We start from the raw sequence: 20,272 nt of genomic DNA, 5'->3' as shown, positions 1-20,272 counted from the left end.
TGCGGACCTCGATCCCTCCGAACCAGTATTATTTTTCGTTTAGCTTTGTTCCGGTTTCACGATCGGGAACAACACGGTCTCGCGAATGCCCAGCCCAGTCAGGGCCATTAACAGGCGGTCAATGCCCATGCCGGTGCCAGCTGTTGGTGGCATGCCTTGTTCCATGGCAGCCAGGAATTCCTCATCCAGCACCATGGCTTCGTCGTCACCGCCAGCGGCCAAACGCGCTTGGTCTTCGAAACGCTCGCGCTGGATCACCGGATCGATCAACTCGGAATAGCCAGTTGCCAACTCGAACCCGCGCACATACAGGTCCCATTTTTCCGTCACGCGTGGCTTCGAGCGGTGATCACGGGTCAGCGGTGAGGTCTCCACCGGGAAGTCCTTGACAAAGATCGGCCCATCCAGCTGATCTTCACACAACAACTCCCAGATTTCTTCCACCAGCTTGCCGTGCTGCCAGCCACCATCCTTCGGAACCTTCAATCCGATGGCATCGGCAATACCCAGCAGCTCGTCGACGGTGGAATCAACCGTGACCTCCGGCTGATCCGGGAATTTGCGGGCCAAAGCCTCATTCAACGACGGGTACATCTCGATTTCCGGCCATTCGCCGGAGAAATCATACTCGGTGCCGTCGGCAAGCGTAACTACCTGCGAACCGAAAACTTCCTCGGCGATGTACTGCACGGCCTCACGGATCATCCGCGCGCCCGTGTTGTAATCGCCCCAGGCCTGGTAGGTCTCCAACATCGCGAATTCCGGTGAGTGCGAGCGGTCAATGCCCTCATTGCGGAAGTTGCGGTTGATTTCAAAAACTCGATCAATGCCACCAACGACAGCGCGCTTCAAAAACAGCTCCGGCGCAATACGCAAGTAAAGGTCCAGATCCAGCGCATTCGAGTGGGTGACGAACGGGCGCGCGGCAGCACCACCATGGATGGTCTGCAGCATTGGGGTTTCGATCTCGACGAAATCTTCGCCTTCCAAATAATTGCGCAGCGCACGGATCACCTTGATGCGGGTCATCGCATTCTCACGGGCTTCCTTACGCACGATCAAATCGTTATAGCGCTGCCGCACGCGAGTATCTTCCGCCATCTCCGCAAACGACACCGGCAGCGGGCGGATCGACTTCGACGCCATCTGCCAGGAGTTCACGAACACGGACAGCTCGCCACGCCGGGAAGAAATAACCTTGCCCTGCACGGCGACGAAATCACCCATGTCGACGTCGGCTTTCCACTGATCCAGCGCTTCCTTTCCGACTTCCGCCAATGACAACATCGCCTGCACCTGGGTGCCATCACCATCTTGCAGGGTCGCGAAACACAACTTTCCGGTATCGCGTTTAAACAGCAACCGCCCCGCGATAGCCACCTCATCGCCGGAATCTCCGCCTGGCTGGATATAGGTCACGCCATTCTCACGGGTCACCAATTGTTCCGGCTCGGGTTGCGCAGCGCCGGCAGTATCGGCAGTGTCTTCTGGTTTCACCACGACATAAGCCTTGCGCAGCTCGGCAAGGCTCATCGTGCGTGTGACTTCAACCGGGTAGGCCTGGTCACCACGGTCAAGCAAACGCTGGCGCTTTTCCCGCCGGATACGCAACTGTTCCGGCAGGCTATCAGGGGCATCGGGGGAATTTTTCTGCTGACTCACCCGGCCCAGGGTAGTCGAAAACCACGAGAAACGATAAGCGTGCCCGCGCGTGATTCGCAGCATTTATTCAGGCACTGCTAGGCATCTAGCAGCCCGATAGCGGGTTTTTTCGCCCCACGTGCAACAATATTTGTGATACGTCACACCGAACTCACCGACCGTGATACTCGGAACAGACACGCAGGACTTTAGCGCCAGGCAGGAGGCTTAAGCGGTGAACTCATTGTATTTAGCAGTCATCGGGATCGCGATGATCATCGGTGGATACCTCATCTACTCAAAATTTCTCGGTAAAAGTATCTTCCAACTCTCCGAGCGCTACACCACGCCAGCGCATGCCATGAACGATGGCGTGGACTACGTGCCAACAAACAAATTCGTACTCTGGGGCCACCACTTCACCTCCGTTGCAGGTGCAGCCCCCATCGTCGGCCCCGCCGTTGCCATCATCTGGGGTTGGCTACCGGCTTTCCTGTGGGTCACCCTTGGCACCATCTTCATCGCCGGCATGCACGACATGGGCATTTTGTGGGCCTCGCAGCGCCACCGCGGTCAATCCATCGGTACTCTATCCGGCCGATACATCGGCAAACGCGGACGCAACTTGTTCCTGGTGGTCATCTTCTTGCTGCTGCTGATGGTCGTGGCCGCATTCGCCGTGGTTATCTCCAACCTGCTCATCGCCAATCCGTCGGCAGTCATCCCAACCTGGGGTGCCATCGTCGTTGCGCTGCTCATCGGCCAGGCCGTCTACCGTTTGCAATGGAATCTGCCGATCGTCTCCATCGTCGGCGTGATCGCCCTGTACACACTGGTATTGATCGGCGACCGCTTCCCCATCGCACTACCGGACACCGTCTGGGGCATCCCAGCCAACGGTGTGTGGATCATCCTGCTGTTTATCTACGCCGCCATCGCCTCACTGTTGCCGGTGTGGGTATTGCTGCAGCCACGCGACTACATCAACGGGCTACAGCTGTTTATCGCTCTGGGTATTCTCTACGGCTCCATGCTGCTTTCCGCACCCACCGTCGTCGCCCCGACGCTCAACAGCAACCTGCCCGACAGCACCCCATCGATGTGGCCACTTTTGTTCGTCACCATCGCCTGCGGCGCAATTTCCGGTTTCCACGGCATGGTCTCCTCCGGTACCTCATCTAAGCAGCTGGAAAAAGAAACCGACTCCCGCTTCGTCGGCTACTTCGGCGCCGTCGGCGAGGGCCTGCTAGCACTCGGCACCATCATCGCGGTCTCTGCTGGTTTCCAAACCCTGGCCGAGTGGGAAGAAATCTATAGCGCATTCAACGAAGGCGGAATTAATGCCTTCGTCGAGGGCGGCAGCAACATCGTCAACGCTGGCCTGGGCATCCCCGCTGGTATCTCCACCACGATCTTGGCGACGATGGCTGTGCTGTTCGCCGCTACCACCATGGACACCGGTGTTCGTCTGCAACGCATGGTGGTACAGGAAATCGCCGAGGTTGCCGGTGTGCGTTTGCGGGCATTCTCCTCGACCATCATCGCGGTAGGAATTGCGCTGGTCCTGACCTTCTCCGCGGGTTCCGACGGCTCCGGCGGCATGACACTGTGGCCACTGTTCGGTACCACGAACCAAATCATGGCAGCCCTATCGCTGTCGATCATCGCGATCATCCTGGCGCACCTACGCCGCCCATCCTGGATGGTGATCATCCCGGGCACCTTCGTCATGGTTGCCTCACTGTGGGCCGCGGTTTCCCAGCTGGGCACATTCATCTCCGATGGCAACTGGCTGCTGGTAGTCATCGACGCGGTCATCCTGGTCTGTGCAGTCTGGGTGGTTATCGAAGCCACCGCTGCTTACCGACGCGCGCACAACACACCAAAGGTGGTCTGGAGCGACGACGACACCGACGCCCCCTTGCCACAGGCACAAGCCATCAAACGCGGGAAATAATCGGGGCCAGAAGCACGCGTGATGTCTATCGTCGACAAGCTGAAAGCCTTCGGCCAGGGCTTAAACGAGTACTACTGCGCGCCGTACCGGGCCACGTTTGCGCGCGCACAACAGGAAGAAGATGACCTGTTCCAGCTGTTGGTGATGTCCGAAGCCCTGGGCATACCCAACCCGGCAAGCTTTTATACGCTGGAATTATTGCCCATCATCTACGAGGATTTCCATGCCTGGCACCGGCGCATGGGGATGCTGCGCTCGCCTTTGGAGGAAATCCAATGCTGCTAGATCAGATTAGAGCGCTTGCCGACGGCGGCGCTGGCGGTGCTGGTGCGCCTGGTTCGTCTGGCGGTGCTCGTTCGTCTGGCGGTGCTGGCCCGGCTCACAGCACCGAGCCCCGCATCGTGTTTTTCGGCGGCAAAGGCGGCGTCGGCAAGTCCACCATTGCCTCGGCTGTGGCCCTTGGCCTGGCAGAAGCCGGTTATTCCGTGCAACTGGTGTCCACCGATCCTGCGCACAACCTGGGACATATGTGGGAACAAACCGTCGGCGCGAAGGGTGTGGCCGTGAAGGCGAGTGCCAACTTGCAGCTACTGGAATTGGATCCGGCGGCAACCACGAAGGCGCATATCTCGCAGGTGGAAAAGACCATGCGGCGGATGATGCCAGAGCGCCTGCACGGCGAGGTAACCAAGCACTTGGACTTGGCGCGTAACTCGCCGGGCACGCACGAGGCCGCGATGGTGGAAGCAATCGCGCAGGTAGTGGAAGATTCGCACCACGATTTCATCATTGTCGATACTGCACCATCCGGGCATACCTCGCGGCTGCTAGCCGTACCGGAATTGATGAATGCTTGGACCCAAGGGTTGATGAATCGGCGGGATAAATCCGAACGCTTCTCAGAACTGATCCGCGGGATGGACCCGAACCACACCGCTAAAGACGGTGTGGACCGCCGCAACCAGGAGTTACGCTCCATTTTGCACAAACGTCAGCAGCGGTTTGCCCGGCTGCGGGATGCTCTGCAGCAACAATCAGTGTTTTATTTAGTGCTTACCGCAGAAAAAGTGCCGGTGCTAGAAACCGCGGAGTTGCACGCGGAGTTGCGGAAAACCGGGATTAGCGTCGGGGGTGCCGTGGTCAACCGGCGCTCACCAGCAGATCAGGGCGAGTTTTTGGCAAATCGACGTCGCCTGGAAGATGCCGCGCTGGAAGATCTACACCGCCGCTTGCCGCAGGTGGACGTGACGGAAGTGCCGCTGCTGGATTCGGAGGTCGGCACACCGGCAGCATTGGCGGAAATCGCCGCGTACCTGGGACGCGGCTAGCTAGCTAGTTATCCCCGTCCAGGTTACGGAAGCCAATCCCGACGGGCACGCCCACGTTATCGACCAGATGCACCCCACCGAAAGTAGCCGCCATCAACAAACGGGCATCGCCTTCTTCCGGCGCCGGACCAAAATCACGGGCGCGTAACTCTAAATAATCCGGCTGCACCCCGGCGGCCCTCAACACGTCCGCTGCGGTGCTGAGCACGGCTTCTTTGCCCCGCTCGGCCACATGTGCACCGGCAGTCAGCGCGGCTGATAATGCCAGGGCCTTCTCACGATCGGTTTCCGGAATAGCAGTATTGCGCAGACTCATCGCCAGCCCATCCGGCATGCGCACCGTCGGCACGCCCTGCACTTTCACGTCCAGATGCAGGTCAGTGATTGCCTGCTGCAAGCGCAGGAGCAGCTCGTAATCCTTTTCCCCAGCGATGATGGTCTCTGGGGCCACCGCATGCAGCAAGCTCAGGTGCGTGGTTAGGGCTTGTGCCAGTTGCGCGCTATCTTCCAGACCGTCCGGCGGGGTGATCTGCGTGCGCAGGCCTTGCGGCCACAGGCTCTCGGTATGGCCTGGGGTCCGGGTATACGGAACGACGGCGTCGACTTCTGCCTCGCGGAGAATCTCCATGATCTCCGGGCGCAATTCGTCGACAAGTTCCACGGCTACCACCGCAACGCCGCGCTGTTTCGCCGTACGCAGCAAAACCCGGTGGCCAGCGTGAATATCAGAGCCTAGTACCACCAGCTGTAGTGATTCACCGGTTGTGCGCATGACACGCGAAAACCTCGCGATATCCGCGAGGTGAAAAAGCGTGGCTTGCCCGAAAGCAAAACTCATGAATGATCTACCTGTCGTGAGATAGGAGGTGTACGTGGTTGCTGTACATGATTGCTGTACGTGGTTGGCGCGCTATCGAAACTGCCTATTTCTGGGTTCGTTTCAGCAGCTCGGCGACGGAGATGCCTTCGGTGTTTTCATCACGACGACGACGATGCGGGCGCGCTTCGGCATCATCCTGGTGGGCACCAGCAGCCGGTTGGGGCTGCTGCGTCGTGGTTTTAGCAGGAGCCGAATCCCAGCGCACTGCATGGAAGCGGGAAGTGTCAAAAGTAGGATCCGTGCTACGGCCAGTATCCTGGCCTGCGGCCTGGCCCGCCCCAGACTTCCGTGCTTGATTCTGCTGGGCGGAATCGGATTTAGCGGAGTCGGATGTGGCAGCATCCGATTTGGCGGCGTTGGTTTTGGTGGCGCCAGTGCCGGTTTTTGCAGCACCAGATTTTACAGCGCCGGTGTTGGCAGCCTGTGATGTCTCGGCAGCTGGTTTCCTGTTATCAGGTGTCGCGGTGGTGGGCTTAGCGGCAGCTGGTTTCGTGGCTTTCTGTGTCGCAGTCTGCGGCTGCTGCGGCTGCCTCGGCTCTTCAGACTCCCGCTGTCGCTGTTCTTGTTCGCGCTCACTGATCAACGCAGACAATGGGTTCGGCTGCGGCTGGCTCGGTTGACTGCCCAACTTGCCCGCGATCGCATCCCGGCTCGGAGCACCAGAACTGGCACCGAATCCAGCAGAAAGACCAGCGTAATCAGCGTGCTCGGCGTGTTGCTCCAACTCCCGGATCCGCCGCGCCTCAGCCTGCAGCGCGGCTGGCTCGTAACCGAATTCGCGATCCTGCAATTCCTCCAGGTGTGTGCGGATCACCGACAGCTCCGCACGGATCGACTCCCACATTTGTTCAAAACGCTCAGGATCAATGCCATTGCCGCCGGCGTCGGCAAGCGATTGTGGCGCCGAGACTCCTGTACCTGCAGACTGAGCCCGGGCGGATTCCTGCTGCTGGCGGACGAAGCGCTCGTGGTCTGCCACCCGCTGCTCAGCACTCTGCGCTTGCCGACGATAACGGGTGACCAGGAAAAAACCAATAACTGCCGACCACAACGACGCCAACAGCGCCAGGCGCAACGCTACCTCCGAATTCGACAACAGCATCACCACCGTCGCGACAACTGCCAGCACGATCAGCACGATCACGCCAACTTGACCGCGATCAACCTGGTTGCTGGACCGCTGGCCACGACTATCCCAGTCGCTCACTTCCCGGTCACTAGCGTCACGATCACTATCGTCCCGGTCACTAGCGCCTTGGCCACGGTAGTCGGTGTGCGAAGTCTTCTCCTGCTCCATGGGCATCACTTTAGCTAAAAACTCGCTTCCGGTGGCATTGGGTATTGGCACGCTCGTTCTAGATAGACACCTGCCGCAGCCAACGCCACCCCGCCCAAGGCGGCAGCGGCCACCGCTGGCAGATCTTCACGCGCGGCAACTAACTCACTGGCTTTCGGGATCACATAGCTAGCAATTCCGGCATATCCCCCACCTAAAATTGCCCCCGTCCACGCTGCAGCCTGGCCAAACACCAGGTAACGCGCGGCCGTCAATGGGTCGAGTTGGCTGCGGTCCATGCCGATGCTGTGATCATCACGGGAATTGACCACGCGACGCCCCAGCACGACGCACACGAGCGCCATCGCATATAGCGCCACCGATACCAGCACGGGCACCGTCGGCATGCGGCCGTAGAGCTGCCAGGCGATAATCGCGGTACAGGCTGCGGCAAATAACCCGGTGGCGACCAACCAGGGAATCGAGGTGGCTTTCATCGTGTGATCACCGGAAACTTTCTCCGCGGGTGATTCCCGCTTTCTCGTCGTCGCTAAGTTCATCCAACAGCTCTGCGACACGCTGCCCACCGAGCACCGCATCCGGGTTGATCTCCAGCCACGGCTGCAACACGAACGCACGCTGGTGGGCGTGCGGGTGCGGCAGGCGAAGTTCTTCGGTATCAGAGGTGATTTCGCTAGCAGAGGTGATTTCGCTAGCATCAGCGTCCCACGCCGCGACGATATCAACATCCAGGGTGCGCGGCCCCCACTTGTGCACGCGCACGCGCCCGGCGGCGTTTTCCAGTTCCTGGCCGCGGTGCAATAGTTCCAACGGGCTGTGCTCCACCTCTACTAGCAAGATGGCGTTCAAAAAATCGGGCTGATCCTTGACTCCCCACGCCGGGGTGCGGTAAATGGACGACGCCGCGCGCAACTGACCCACCCCAGCAAAATCGCGGTAGACGGAATCCAGCAGTTCACGGGAATCGTCCATATTGGAGCCAATGGATAAAACTGCGGTGATGCTCATCGGCGCCTCCGTGCAACCACAGCAACGTCCTGGAACGGCAGCGGGATCGGTGCAGACGGTTTGTGCACGGTGACCTCGATGGATGCCAATTGTTCATAGGTGGCCAGCGCTTGGTTTGCGATGCGGTTGGCGACGGCTTCAATCAGATCTTCCGGCTCGCCGGTCATAATATCGTGCGCTAACTGTGCCAGCTCGGCGTAATTAACGGTATCGTCCAGCCGTTTCGCCTGCGAAAAATCTAACCAACACGTGAGGTCCACGTAAAAGGTTTGGCCGTGCCGACGCTCTTCTTCCAGCACACCGTGGTAGCCGTAGCATTCCACGCCTTTCAGTTCGATCCGGTCCATCCAGTGCTGCCTTCCTTGCCGTGAGTTTGCTGGTTGTTGCTTGCCGACGCCCACCTACCGCGAGCTATGCTTGGCTTCCACCAGTCTGCCAGGCGTGTGCAACGTCGACGGAATCGCGCGAGACCGCAACCTCGTGCACACGCACCGCCCACGCGCCCGCCTGTGCAGAAAGCGCGGTCACTGCTGCCGTGGCTGGGTCGGCCAATTGCGGGCCAGATTCCAGCCCCCGCGCCCCACGGATTGCCGCTAAGAAACGCTTGCGCGAAGCCCCCACCAGGATCGGAAAGCGGCCTTCGGTGAAACTACGCAACGCATGCAGCAAAGCCCAGTTGTCTTGCGCGGATTTCGCAAAACCCAACCCCGGATCCAGCGCAATATTGTGCTCTGCCACCCCGGCAGCCAAGGCATTGTCGACAAGCTGGTCCAGGCTCGCGTGTACATCTGCCACCACGTCGCCGTCGTGTTCACCACTGGCATCGCCAAATTGCAGGGTTTGCCAGTGCATCAGGCACACCGGAAGCCCGGATGCTGCCATCACGCGGTACATGTGCGGGTCTGCCATGCCACCAGAGACATCATTGATCATGGAGACGCCAGCTTCCACGGCGGCTTCTGCGGTGGACGCTCGCATGGTATCGATCGAGGTCCCGATGCCCGCGGCAGCAAGTTCCCGGATCACCGGGGTGATGCGTTGTTTTTCTTGCTCCGGATCCACCCGCGTAGCCCCCGGGCGGGTGGATTCGCCACCGACGTCGATAATGTCCGCACCCTGGTGGATCAGCCGGTGAGCGTGCGCAACGGCGCGGTCGACGGTGGTGAATTGTCCACCATCGGAAAAAGAATCATCGGTGACGTTCACGATGCCGATTACTTGGCAGCGCGCCCGTCGTGCCGCCTCGGAAGAATCCGGCAACACCAGCGCGGGTGGGCGCAGCGGTGAGTCGTGGAAGAACTCGTGCGAGATATCCGACGTATCCATTCTGGCTGCTTAGCTCCTGATAAGGCTCATGACTTCTGCGCGGGACGAGGCATTCACCCGGAAACCACCACGCACTGCGGAAGTCGTCGTCACGGCACCCGGTTTCCGGATTCCGCGCATCGCCATGCACAGGTGTTCGCATTCGATGACGACGATCACCGATTGCGCCTGCAACTTGTTCATCAGCGCATCGGCAATCTGGCTGGTCAGCCGTTCCTGGACCTGCGGGCGTTTAGCATATAAATCCGCCAGACGCGCCAGCTTGGACAAACCAGTCACATCGCCGTTGCGACCTGGGATATAACCAATATGCACGCTGCCGAAAAACGGCACCAAGTGGTGTTCGCAGGTGGAGTAAATCGGGATATCGCGCACCAGCACCAGTTCTTGGTGGTCTTCCGAAAACGTCCGTTCCAACACCGCAGTAGGGTCTTCGTGCAGGCCAGCGAACGATTCCTTGTAGGCACGGGCCACACGGGCCGGGGTATCGCGCAGACCTTCGCGATCCGGATCCTCGCCGACGGCGAATAACAGTTCCCGGACCGCAGCTTCGGCGCGTTGTTGATCAAAACTGCCGACGTTGCCTGTGCTCTCAGCGTTAGTCATCTTTGTTTTCCCTACCCTGCTCGCTGTTATTCTGCACGCCGTCGTTATGCTGCACGCCGTCTTCACCGGACTCGTCACCCTGATCCTCGCCCGGTTTCTCGCCCGAGGCATCTTTGCGGTGCTTTCCGGTCTGCTCGGCGTCCTCCAGCTTCGGCAGCCCGGTCACGCCCACGGCGTTGTTTTCCCCGAAGATCAATCCGATCTCACCTTCCTCCACAGCATGTTCACCAGAGGTTTCTCCCTTCTGCCCACCGTTCGGAGCCTCCTTCTGCGCCTGTTTCAGGGCTGCTTGCCGACGCTCACGAGCCAGCAACGACGCCTCCAGCAACGACAAACGCTTCGGCGGTTCCTCGCCACGCTCTTTCGCCAACTCCGTTGGGGTTTTCACCGGCTCGAAACCAATCTGCTGCGGGAAACGCACGTCGGTATCAAAAATATCTACGCGCTGCGGATCAATCCCGTCGAAGATGGCTTCCAAATCTGGCCGCCGCAGGGTTTCTTTCTCCAGCAATTTCAGTGCGAGTTTATCCAGGTAATCGCGGTGCTCACCCAAAATCGAATAGGCCTTGCGGTGCGCACTATCCAGCAGGAACTGCAGCTCCTGGTCGATGGTGTGCGCAATCTGCTCGGAATAGCCCGAGGTGCCACCGCCACCGCGGCCGGAGAATGGATCGCCTTGTTCTTGGCCGTATTTCACGGTGCCCAGTGCCGGCGAAAAACCGTATTCGGTAACCATCGCGCGCGCGATCTTGGTGGCTTGTTCAATATCGCTCGACGCGCCCGTCGTCGGCGTGCCAAACACGAGTTCTTCTGCAGCGCGCCCACCCATGGCAAAGACCAACTGGGCGAACATTTCCTCGCGGTTGTACATGCCTTTGTCGTCTTCTTGGGCCGTCATCGCGTGCCCACCGGTGCGGCCGCGGGCCAGGATGGTCACCTTGTACACGCGCTCAATATCGCGCAAGGCCCAGGCCGCCAGGGTGTGACCGCCTTCGTGGTAAGCAGTGATCTTCTTTTCTTGTTCGGAAATCACCTTGGACGAACGACGCGGGCCACCCACGACGCGGTCGGTGGCTTCTTCCAATGCGTCGGCAGTAATCACGTTACCGGCGATACGCGCGGTCAACAGCGCGGCTTCGTTGAGCACGTTGGCCAGATCCGCACCGGACATGCCCGCAGTGCGCTTGGCCAGCTGCGTCACATCAACGTGCTTGGCCAGCGGCTTGCCCTCGGAATGCACGCGCAAGATCGCCTCGCGGCCCTTCAGATCCGGCGGGGTCACCGGGATCTGGCGGTCGAAGCGCCCCGGACGCAGCAGCGCCGGGTCCAAGATATCCGGACGGTTGGTGGCAGCAATCAAGATCACGCCTTCGCGGTCACCGAAACCATCCATTTCCACCAGCATCTGGTTCAGGGTTTGCTCACGCTCATCATGTCCGCCGCCGGTACCGGAACCACGCTGGCGCCCCACGGCATCGATCTCATCAATAAAGATGATGCACGGCGAGTTTTCCTTGGCGGTTTTAAACAGATCACGAACACGGGAAGCACCCACGCCGACGAACATCTCGACGAAATCCGAACCCGAGATCGTATAAAACGGCACCCCTGCCTCACCGGCAACAGCGCGCGCCAGCAAGGTTTTACCGGTGCCCGGTGGGCCGTACAGCAACACACCACGCGGGATCTTCGCACCCAATTCGTGGTAGCGGGTGGGATCTTCCAAGAAATCTTTGATCTCGTGCAGCTCGTCGACGGCTTCGTCGGCGCCCGCCACATCCTGGAAAGTGTTGGTGGGCATATCCTTGGTGAGCTCTTTGGCTTTGTTGCCGCCGATACCCAGCATGCTGCCTTTTTGCATCCGGGTGAGGAAGAAAAACAGCAGACCAAACAGCAGTAGCATCGGCAACATGAACGACAGCATGCTCATCAAGAAGCTGTCGCTGGTGACGTTCGTGTCATACTCGTCGACGTTGCCGTCTTGCACCGCGTTAAAAACTTCCGGGGCCGAGCGCGCTGGGTATTGCGTAATCACGGAATCGACGTCTTCTTGCTCGTCGACGGTGATCGGCTCACGCAGCTCCAAGCGTAGCGTTTGCTCGCGGTCATCGATTTGCGCCTTGTCGACGTTTTCTTCCTGCAGTTGCTCCAGCGCAAGCGAGGTTTCTACGTCGAGGAAGTGGCGGGTGTCGTCGCTCAACCGGGTGACGGTGAACAACAGCATCAAAAGCACGGCGGCGCCGGCTCCGATTTGAATAATGCGTTTGTTTTTCATGAATCCTAATTACGAGCAGTACATATTTATACGCTGTGCACGTGTTGTCCGCAGTGCGTGTGTTCCCAGTGCGCGCTGTGTGGTTGGCGTTTTATGTTCTACGTTCTGTGTTCTATGACGAATACACGTCCGGGTGCAGCGTGCCCACATACGGCAGGTCGCGGTATCGTTCGGCGTAATCCAGCCCGTAGCCGATGACGAATTCGTTGGGGATGTCGAAGCCGACGTCGTACAGATCCAGCTTCGCGGTCACGACCTCTGGTTTACGCAGCAGGGTGATCACATTCAGCGATTTCGGATTGCGGTTACGCAGGTTGCGCATCAGCCAGGACAACGTCAGGCCGGAATCAATGATGTCCTCGACGATCAGCACGTCTTTACCTTCGATGTCGCGGTCCAGGTCTTTCAAGATGCGCACCACACCAGACGACGTCGTCGAGTTGCCGTAGGAGGACACAGCCATGAATTCCATCTCGCTCGGGATGGACAGCTCACGCGCGAAGTCCGTCAAAAACACCGCCGCGCCTTTCAGCACGCATACCAGCAGCAGATCATCGCTCGCGTAGTCCTTGGACACCTTATCCGCGAGCGCCTTGATGCGTTGTTTGATTTCTTCTTCGCTGATCAGCACCGATTCAACATCGCTGCCGTAGCGATTTTCCGGGACGTCGTAGAATTTATCGTCGACGGATTTGTCCACCGTGGTGTGAATGTGATCTGCCATGGTCGGCCTTTCGATGAGGCTGTGCGGTTAAGCGGTTGAGTAGTTGAGCAATTGTGAGTGGTTGAACTGCGAAGCGACAGCACGGCTGGCGCTGCAACTCCGATGAAGTTGTTGTATCACGTACTGCTTGCCGACGCCTGGGTGGCGTCGACAAGCTAGCTGTGTAATAGCACCAGTTTGCCAGCTTGGCGTGCTAGTTCCAACCTGTTACCGACAGAAACAGCGCCTTGCCCGTGCCAGTCGTCGATAAGCGCAATACTAGCCGCTAGCGTGCGTGCCGTGACCTGCGCCCCATGACGGTGCAGGAACTCCGCGATCGCCCGGCGCGCCAGTGGTCTAGGGCCCAGTGCGGTGATTTCCAGGCTCGGCGGCTCGGGTGTTGGTTCAGGTGTTGTCTCGGTGGTTGAAATTTTTTGCTTCGTTGGCGTTTCCTCGCGCCCCCGCCCGGCTGCGAATCCGGATGGCATCTTCGCCAGAGACTGCAGATAGTCGTCGTCTTCGCGGATCAGCTCGGCAGCACGGATCAGCGGGGCGCTGGCGTCTCCACCGACAATCTCATCCAACAACGGAAGCACGCGCCGACGAATGGCCACGCGTCGGAAAGCCACATCCGCGTTGTGCGGGTCATTCCACGCCTCGACTTCGAGTTCTGTGCAGGCGCCGACGGTGTGTGCGCGGCGGATCGGCAGCAACGGGCGCAGCAACGTGCGCCCCTGATAATCAGAAATCTCCCGCATCGCACTGGCCTTGCCGCGGAGTAAGCCAAGCAGCAGGGTTTCTGCTTGATCATCGCCGGTATGTGCCAGCAGGATTGGCCGGTCGCCCGCGATTTCGCCTAATGCCTGGTAACGCGCGTGACGTGCGGCGGCTTCGAGGGATTGTTCCGCTGCATTTTCCGCTGATTCTTTCACTGAATCGTTCGCTGAATCTTGCGCAACAGTCACCGGCACCACCTGGCCATTCAAACCCCACTGGCGCACCTGGGCGATCGCGCGCTCGCTGACTTCCCGCGAGCCTTCTTGCAGGCCATGGTCAATGCTGACTACGTACGCGTCGAGTCTTTCCGCCGCCGCAGCTGCCGCCAACGCTAAAGAATCCGGGCCGCCGCTGACAGCGATGATGAATTGCGCACGATCCTGGCGCTGACGCTGTATGGCAGCTCGCAGAGCGGTGCGCACCTGCAGGAAATTGGGCGAACGCCGCGGCCAAAACGGTGTGCTGCCGCCGCGCGAAGCAGACAGGTTCTTATGCACGCGGTAGTCCCCCATTTAGTACTCCCGCAGTGCGGAGACAAACTCGTCGAGCTGCGCCCGCGCTGGAAGGATCGGTGCGTCGTTGACCAACAAGCTATAGGCATAGGTATGACCGCTGCGTCCGGTCACGATGCCGACCAAGGCGGAGGTATCCGTCAGTGTGCCAGTTTTCGCGCGCGCATATCCGCGAGCGGAAAGATCCGCGTAGCGATCATCCAACGTGCCGTCACCACCGGCTACCGGCAACACATCGAGCAAGCTGCGCAAATCCCCGATGTTGGCACCAGGTTCACCCACGCCCCCAGCGTTCACGCCAGCAGCCTTCGCGCCCCCAACGTTCGCGCCGGCAGCACCATGCGCTGCAACCTGCAGGCACTGCAACAACCCTTGTGCGGTCAATCGGTTTTGTGAGGACAACCCGGAGTTATCACTGATCTGCATATTCGCGGTATCCAGGCCGATCTCACGCAGAATCTCCAGGGTCGAGCTGGTGGCATCAGTAAACGAGACCGATTGCCTACCACGGGCTACCGCAGTTTCACGCGCAATGGCTTCTGCCATGACATTATCGGAATGCTTGATCATCAACTCCAAGCGCTCGCGCAGAATCGGCGATTCCAGGGTAGTCACCGCTGGCAGCGGCGCAGCATGGTCATTGACAGCGACGTGGCTGGCACCGACGCGGTCTGCCAGTGCTTGGGCCACATCCAGCGCGGGCGTGGTCGAACGCGGCACGTCCCCGCTGGTAGCGCCGATCCGCCCGCCGTAGAGCATCGCCGGTTCCATCGGCGCGATATAGCCGTCGGCAACATTCCCCGGATCCCAACCTTCAGCTTGCGTCGGCCCAGACCACAGGCTGGTATCGATCTCCACAGAATCCGCGTGTCCAATCGCAGCGGCCGCCGCATCCAGCGCCGCATCATCGAGCCACACGTCCCCCGCAGCGCGGATAACGACGTTCCCGGCATCATGTTCAATCACCGTGTGCAAGCGCTTATCCAGATCCATGCTGGCCAAAGCGGCAGTCGCGGTCAAAATCTTCGTCGCCGAGGCCGGAACTAACTGCCGGTGCGCATCGTGCTCATAGACGCTTTCCTGCGTAGTCAGATCGACCACTGCCGCACCCAGCTGGCCATCAATCACCGGCGCGTGGAACCCAACAGCTGGGCTTGTGGTGCTGCCGTCGTCGGCAAGCGAAGGCTCAACGGGAGTGACCGGCAACTCCGCGGGTGCCAACTCATACGGTGGCTCAGATTCCACGTCACTATAAGCCTGGTGGTAGGCCACCCCGACCGTCGCGGTAGTAGCAACAGCAACGACGGCGATGACTACCGAAACCCACCAGAAAACCTTCATGGCGGTTGATTCTAGCGCGGATCAGTGTGAATCAGTGCGAATCACCGCGCGATCCCGGGTGCAAGCATGCGGCACGTCTGCGGCGGGGTGATTGGCTTGGGCGGGTAAAGTGGAAACCGACTGCAATCGCTCGGTGGGCGCCCGGCGGACGGAAAGCCTGAAGAAGATCGGCTGCCAGAGTGATTGAGGATGCTGACAAGTACCGACTACACGAACCTCAACTACAGAAAGGTGGATGCAATGAGCGTTGAAGTAACCATTGAAATCCCACGCGGTTCCCGCAACAAATACGAAATCGACCACGAGTCCGGCAAGGTCTACCTGGACCGCTACCTGTTCACCCCAATGGCCTACCCGGCGGACTACGGCTTCATCGACCACACCCTCGGCGAAGACGGCGACCCATTGGATGCGCTGGTCATCCTGCCGGAGCCAGTGTTCCCGGGCGTGGTGGTGGAATCGCGCATCGTCGGCGTATTCAAGATGACCGACGAAGCAGGCGGCGACGACAAACTGTTGGCTGTGGTCGACGACCCACGCTGGGCGCACATCCAGGACATCGACGACGTGGACCAGCACACCAAGGACGAAATCGAGCACTTCTTCACCCGCTACAAGGACCTGGAGCCGAACAAAGAAGTCGCCGGTTCCGGTTGGGGCGACAAGGCTGAGGCGGAAAAGATCCACGCTGAGGCGCTCGAACGCTACAAGGGTTAGAGCTGGCGGGGGTTCGCTGGCCGGAGCCGGTAGGCGCGGGCCGACGGGGGCGGTCCGGAGCCGGTGGGCGGGCAAAAGGGTGCTCTTTTACAAATAGGCACCGAAAAACCCGGGTTTTAGACCCACTATTTGTAAAAGGGCGCCACAAACGCAAATTCACAAGCTTTCGGGGGAACACGAGTGCACGTTTATCGGGGGAAGCGCGCCGCACGGAAAGCAACACAGCATGGCGCAGTCCGGATCGCGACCGGTTTTTACCTGTCAGAAGAACCGACGCCGCAACAACTCGCGCGCGTCATCAGCGAGCAGTGGCCGGACTGCGCACTCGACGGCAAGTCCGCAGCGTGCAAGCATTTAGACGAGCCGCTGCAGTTTCCGTTGGAGGTCCTGCGCGAGTCTTCCCTACCACCAAGCGAGTATTTCACGTCTCGACGCGCCCGCCCGAAAGGGACCCTGAACTGGGACGGAGTGCGCGTTTGCAACCCTTTACAAGCCGTGGAAACATTGCCGCATGACGACGCCGTCGCCTTCCTGGAGGCCTTTTACTCCGGCAAAGACGGGCAGCGGAGATTGCACGTGAACAAGCAGGAATTCCGTCGTTTCCCGCAGCAAGTAAAACGCGCTCTCGAGCACGCAATTATCGGCACCGATAGCGTGCCGGAGCGTCAACTCACTCGCGCCCTAGAGCAGCATTTCACAGTCCGAAATAATGTAAAGATCGGCCCTTACCGCTGGGATCTGGTACTCAAGGACTACAAAATCGCCATCGAAGTCGACGGCTTTGCCTATCACCATGCGGAAAATCGTCGCCAGTTTGAGTTGGACCGCCACAAACTCAACGATGCCGTCCATCGCGGATGGACACCGCTGCATTACACTGCGACGACGATTAGCCATTACCCGAAGTTCGTGGCGGAACACGTGCGGGCCATTGCCAAGCGTAAGCGACCGTTTGCGCGCCCACCATGGTTGTGGCATCGGTTGTGGGACTGAACCGACGCGGGCTCGAACGCCACCAGACCACCCGCAGTGCCAACCAGGCGCACCACCAGCCACACGCACCACCAAACCACACCCGGTACCTGCGCCCGCTACATGCGGCCGACGGTAACCGCACAGTTACACCGCGAGAGCAAGTCTTTCGCACTAGGCTGGTGTCATGAGCAACGAAGGTACCAAGCACGAAGTAACTGTCAACGAAGTTTCTGTGCGCGAGGTTCCTGCCGACGCACAGTTTATCGATGTGCGTGAACGCGACGAGTACGCCGCGGGACATGCCATCGGCACGGTGAACTTTCCTTTGAGCGAGTTCGCAGAATATGCCAGCCAGATCAACACTGACCAGGATGTCTACATCATTTGTAAGGCCGGTGGCCGTTCTGCCAAGGCCTGCGAATACCTCACGCAGGCAACCGGTGCCACTGCCTATAGTGTTGCTGGCGGTACGCTCGCCTGGGAAGAAGCCGAACTTCCGATGGAGCGCTAACTTTTAGCGCTAGTCCCCGATCTGGTCGCGGCCGCGTTTGACGATCAGTGGGTCTGGTTCTCCGACTACTTCGTGGTCCTTGTTCGTGTATTCGAATTTGGAGAGCAGATACCGCATGGCGTTGATACGGCCGCGTTTTTTGTCGTTGGATTTGATGGTAATCCACGGTGATTCTTCGGTGTCCGTGTAACGGAACTGCTCTTCCTTGGCGTTGGTGTAATCATCCCATTTGTTCAGCGACGCCAGGTCCATCGGGGAAAGTTTCCACTGGCGCACGGGGTCGATCTGGCGGATGGCGAACCGGGTGCGTTGTTCTTTCTTCGTCACTGAAAACCAGAACTTCGTGAGGGAAATTCCGGAGCCCAGGATCATATTTTCTAGCATTGGGACTTCCCGCAGGAATTCAGCGTGTTGGGATTCAGTACAAAAGCCCATGACGCGCTCCACTCCGGAGCGGTTGTACCAGGAGCGGTCGAAGAAGACCATCTCCCCACCGGCTGGGAAGTGTTGGATATAGCGCTGGAAATACCAGGATGTGGATTCGCGTGGCGAGGGCTTTTCTAGTGCGACTGTGCGCGCACCTCGGGGGTTGAGGTGTTCGTTGAAACGCTTAATTGTGCCGCCTTTACCGGCTGCATCGCGGCCTTCAAAGAGGATGATGTGGCGTTGTCCGGTTTCTTTGGTCCAGTTTTGGAATTTCAGTAACTCAATTTGTAGCGCACGCTTGGTGTGCTCGTATTCTTCGCGGCTCATGCGCTCGTCGTAGGGATAATTTTCCCGCCAGGTTTCGACGGCTTTTCCGCTGGGGGTGATAAGCGTTGGGTCGTCTTCGTCGGTGTCGTCGACGATATAGCCTTCGGTTTCTGCAAGGTCGATGATTGGTAGATCTGTCTCAGTGTCGGATGCCATACCTCGAGTCTAGCCATGAATAATACGCGGCCGCGTAAATGAAAAACTGAGGGCCACCGTTGGTGGTCCTCAGTTTGGTAGTGCAGCTGGACAACGCCGGAGGCGAAGAGCTACAGGGGCCTGTAAGCAGCTCAGACTAGCTCTGGAGCCCCCGCGTGATAATCTGCGCCATGCCGGTGTGGCCGGCATCAGTGGGATGCATTGGCAAAGCGGCCGGTGCGGACGGTGTATTGACAGCCGCAGCCCAACGTTCGGCGGGGTTTGGCTGGCAAGTGTCATGCGTTTTTGCCTGCATATGCAGATCAATGGAATTGACGCCCAAGGCGTTAGCTGCCCGAAGAATCTCTGCGTTGAATGCTTCTTCCGCAGCAGTCACACCCGGAATGGTGACTGGGAGTTTCAGGAAATCTTCGTTGACAACACACAGGGTGTCATCGACCGTCATAGGGGTGTAGTTCACCATGGTGATGCGGGCATTCGGTGCTACGGCACGAATCTTTTCGAACTGGGCGGCGAGCAGTCCACGGTAGGTCGAAGCCCGTGGACCATCGGGGAGGGCCATACCAGCTAAGGTATCAATCCCGGCTCCTGGTTGCAGACCCCCATACATGAAGGCCACTTCTTTGGTGTTCGGGCCGATATTTCCGGATAGTACCGCGTGAGTTACGAATGGGGCTAGGTTGTAGCTGGTGCCGTTGCAGGAATAATCTGCGAGGCTGTGTCCAAGCCTATGGGCAGTTTGGTGCGCCCAGTTGTGTTTGTCGTTGGCACAGCGCGGGATTGGCGCTAGGTATGGACTAACAGCAGCCCGATCACCCGTAGCACCACCGTTGGCCGTAAAGGAATCTCCAAAAGTAACCATCTCTTGCCCACCACGGTCGTGGCTCGCGTGAGCGACAGAAGGTGCTGATATCAGTGCTACCAAAGCTGCAACGATGGATACTAGTTTTATTTTGGGTTTTCTCATAAAAATACCTTCACGGAGTCGAGATCGATGTAGGCCCGTTGACCTAAAGCGGGACGTAGACGACGCTAAACATATCACGCCACAGTTTTAAAAACCAACCATGCAAAAGTACGCGAATTCTAAGGATGGGCATGGCAAAAGCCCCGCTGAAGGTTTCAAGCTTCAGCGGGGCTTGTGTTAGGCAGTGGCCTTATTGGTTATCCAACAAAGGTTGGCATACCAGGTGCCAGGGTCGTTGGACCTGACGGAATCGACTTGATGTCAATTCGCTTGGCGTTGGATGGGAGTGGTTTACCCGCATCCTTCGGCGTTACACCTGGGCTTGTCGCACGTTCTGGTTGAGGCTTCGAACCAGCGTCCTTCGGGCCGGAAGGCTGCTTAGGTTGCGACTCCTTAGACTTCTTTGGGCTGTCATGCTTCGGTGCATCGTCAGCCTTCTTCGAGATCACAGTCTGATTATCGTCATTAATATCCTTGTGCTCAGCAATCTTATTCGGCTGCTCAGCATTCGGAGTATCCTTACCAGACTTATCAACCTCAGT

At 59.0% G+C, this 20,272-nt stretch carries 21 protein-coding genes; 6 read left to right on the top strand and 15 right to left on the bottom strand.

Annotated features, from left to right (window positions below; genetic code table 11):
• Nucleotides 1-39 precede the first annotated feature (39 nt).
• Nucleotides 40-1,662: a lysine--tRNA ligase gene (gene lysS / locus QP888_RS04310; protein ID WP_284812286.1), complete on the bottom strand. Its 1,623-nt coding sequence runs from the start codon at nucleotides 1,660-1,662 to the stop codon at nucleotides 40-42.
• Between the two features lie 214 nt (nucleotides 1,663-1,876).
• Between lysS and QP888_RS04305 the strand changes: the two genes are divergently transcribed.
• From QP888_RS04305 to QP888_RS04295, 3 genes are read left to right on the top strand one after another with little or no spacing between them, the layout of a single operon-like run.
• Nucleotides 1,877-3,598 (top strand): carbon starvation CstA family protein, encoded by a 1,722-nt coding sequence (locus tag QP888_RS04305; protein ID WP_284812285.1) that lies wholly within the window; start codon nucleotides 1,877-1,879, stop codon nucleotides 3,596-3,598.
• A 21-nt stretch (nucleotides 3,599-3,619) separates the two neighbouring features.
• Nucleotides 3,620-3,883 carry a cory-CC-star protein gene (locus tag QP888_RS04300; RefSeq protein WP_284812421.1) on the top strand — a complete coding sequence of 88 codons (264 nt, stop codon included), beginning with the start codon at nucleotides 3,620-3,622 and terminating at the stop codon, nucleotides 3,881-3,883.
• Entirely contained in the window at nucleotides 3,874-4,926 is a 1,053-nt protein-coding gene (locus QP888_RS04295; protein ID WP_284812284.1) for an ArsA family ATPase, read from the top strand. Before QP888_RS04300 ends, QP888_RS04295 begins: the two co-directional genes overlap by 10 nt.
• Nucleotides 4,927-4,930: 4 nt before the next feature.
• On the opposite strand, the gene QP888_RS04290 is transcribed toward QP888_RS04295, so the two are convergent.
• The 11 genes from QP888_RS04290 to QP888_RS04240 form a co-directional block, all read right to left on the bottom strand.
• Nucleotides 4,931-5,764: a pantoate--beta-alanine ligase gene (locus tag QP888_RS04290; RefSeq protein ID WP_284812282.1), complete on the bottom strand. Its 834-nt coding sequence runs from the start codon at nucleotides 5,762-5,764 to the stop codon at nucleotides 4,931-4,933.
• 85 nt (nucleotides 5,765-5,849) lie between these two features.
• Nucleotides 5,850-7,103 (bottom strand): DUF6779 domain-containing protein, encoded by a 1,254-nt coding sequence (locus QP888_RS04285; RefSeq protein ID WP_284812281.1) that lies wholly within the window; start codon nucleotides 7,101-7,103, stop codon nucleotides 5,850-5,852.
• A gap of 14 nt (nucleotides 7,104-7,117) precedes the next feature.
• Complete coding sequence (locus QP888_RS04280; RefSeq protein ID WP_284812280.1) at nucleotides 7,118-7,579, bottom strand: DUF3180 domain-containing protein; 462 nt, start codon at nucleotides 7,577-7,579, stop codon at nucleotides 7,118-7,120.
• Nucleotides 7,580-7,586: 7 nt separating this feature from the next.
• Complete coding sequence (gene folK / locus QP888_RS04275) at nucleotides 7,587-8,105, bottom strand: 2-amino-4-hydroxy-6-hydroxymethyldihydropteridine diphosphokinase (protein WP_284812420.1); 519 nt, start codon at nucleotides 8,103-8,105, stop codon at nucleotides 7,587-7,589.
• A 2-nt stretch (nucleotides 8,106-8,107) separates the two neighbouring features.
• The gene (gene folB / locus QP888_RS04270) at nucleotides 8,108-8,458 is read right to left on the bottom strand and encodes a dihydroneopterin aldolase (RefSeq protein WP_284812279.1); all 351 of its coding nucleotides are present in this window, start codon (nucleotides 8,456-8,458) and stop codon (nucleotides 8,108-8,110) included.
• Between the two features lie 64 nt (nucleotides 8,459-8,522).
• On the bottom strand, nucleotides 8,523-9,437 hold the full coding sequence (folP, locus tag QP888_RS04265; RefSeq protein ID WP_284812278.1) for a dihydropteroate synthase: 915 nt from the start codon (nucleotides 9,435-9,437) through the stop codon (nucleotides 8,523-8,525).
• 9 nt (nucleotides 9,438-9,446) lie between these two features.
• Nucleotides 9,447-10,043 (bottom strand): GTP cyclohydrolase I FolE, encoded by a 597-nt coding sequence (gene folE / locus QP888_RS04260; protein WP_018120789.1) that lies wholly within the window; start codon nucleotides 10,041-10,043, stop codon nucleotides 9,447-9,449.
• The gene (gene ftsH, locus QP888_RS04255) at nucleotides 10,036-12,318 is read right to left on the bottom strand and encodes an ATP-dependent zinc metalloprotease FtsH (protein ID WP_284812277.1); all 2,283 of its coding nucleotides are present in this window, start codon (nucleotides 12,316-12,318) and stop codon (nucleotides 10,036-10,038) included. Before ftsH ends, folE begins: the two co-directional genes overlap by 8 nt.
• A 112-nt stretch (nucleotides 12,319-12,430) precedes the next feature.
• Nucleotides 12,431-13,042: a hypoxanthine phosphoribosyltransferase gene (gene hpt, locus QP888_RS04250; RefSeq protein WP_284812275.1), complete on the bottom strand. Its 612-nt coding sequence runs from the start codon at nucleotides 13,040-13,042 to the stop codon at nucleotides 12,431-12,433.
• Nucleotides 13,043-13,197: 155 nt separating this feature from the next.
• A complete protein-coding gene (tilS, locus tag QP888_RS04245; protein ID WP_284812274.1) occupies nucleotides 13,198-14,310 on the bottom strand; it encodes a tRNA lysidine(34) synthetase TilS in 1,113 nt (370 codons plus the stop codon).
• The gene (locus QP888_RS04240; RefSeq protein WP_284812272.1) at nucleotides 14,311-15,651 is read right to left on the bottom strand and encodes a D-alanyl-D-alanine carboxypeptidase/D-alanyl-D-alanine-endopeptidase; all 1,341 of its coding nucleotides are present in this window, start codon (nucleotides 15,649-15,651) and stop codon (nucleotides 14,311-14,313) included.
• 240 nt (nucleotides 15,652-15,891) lie between these two features.
• Here QP888_RS04240 and QP888_RS04235 point away from each other — a divergent pair, with 240 nt between their 5' ends.
• From QP888_RS04235 to QP888_RS04225, 3 genes are all read left to right on the top strand, one after another.
• A complete protein-coding gene (locus QP888_RS04235; RefSeq protein ID WP_284812270.1) occupies nucleotides 15,892-16,368 on the top strand; it encodes an inorganic diphosphatase in 477 nt (158 codons plus the stop codon).
• Nucleotides 16,369-16,548: 180 nt separating this feature from the next.
• On the top strand, nucleotides 16,549-17,361 hold the full coding sequence (locus tag QP888_RS04230) for an endonuclease domain-containing protein (protein ID WP_284812269.1): 813 nt from the start codon (nucleotides 16,549-16,551) through the stop codon (nucleotides 17,359-17,361).
• A gap of 166 nt (nucleotides 17,362-17,527) precedes the next feature.
• Nucleotides 17,528-17,854: a rhodanese-like domain-containing protein gene (locus QP888_RS04225; protein WP_284812268.1), complete on the top strand. Its 327-nt coding sequence runs from the start codon at nucleotides 17,528-17,530 to the stop codon at nucleotides 17,852-17,854.
• A gap of 9 nt (nucleotides 17,855-17,863) precedes the next feature.
• Here the strand turns inward: QP888_RS04225 and ppk2 are convergent, their stop codons facing one another.
• The 3 genes from ppk2 to QP888_RS04210 form a co-directional block, all read right to left on the bottom strand.
• Complete coding sequence (gene ppk2, locus QP888_RS04220) at nucleotides 17,864-18,763, bottom strand: polyphosphate kinase 2 (protein ID WP_284812266.1); 900 nt, start codon at nucleotides 18,761-18,763, stop codon at nucleotides 17,864-17,866.
• Nucleotides 18,764-18,899: 136 nt separating this feature from the next.
• Entirely contained in the window at nucleotides 18,900-19,730 is an 831-nt protein-coding gene (locus QP888_RS04215) for a GDSL-type esterase/lipase family protein (protein ID WP_284812265.1), read from the bottom strand.
• 197 nt (nucleotides 19,731-19,927) lie between these two features.
• Nucleotides 19,928-20,272: hypothetical protein (locus QP888_RS04210; protein ID WP_284812264.1), on the bottom strand; the 345-nt coding region annotated here is incomplete at its 5' end.

This window comes from Corynebacterium sp. MSK297 (assembly GCF_030232885.1).
Taxonomy (GTDB): Bacteria; Actinomycetota; Actinomycetes; order Mycobacteriales; family Mycobacteriaceae; genus Corynebacterium.
Note: the sequence above shows the minus strand (reverse complement) of the source record. Positions and strands in the feature narration are given on the sequence as shown.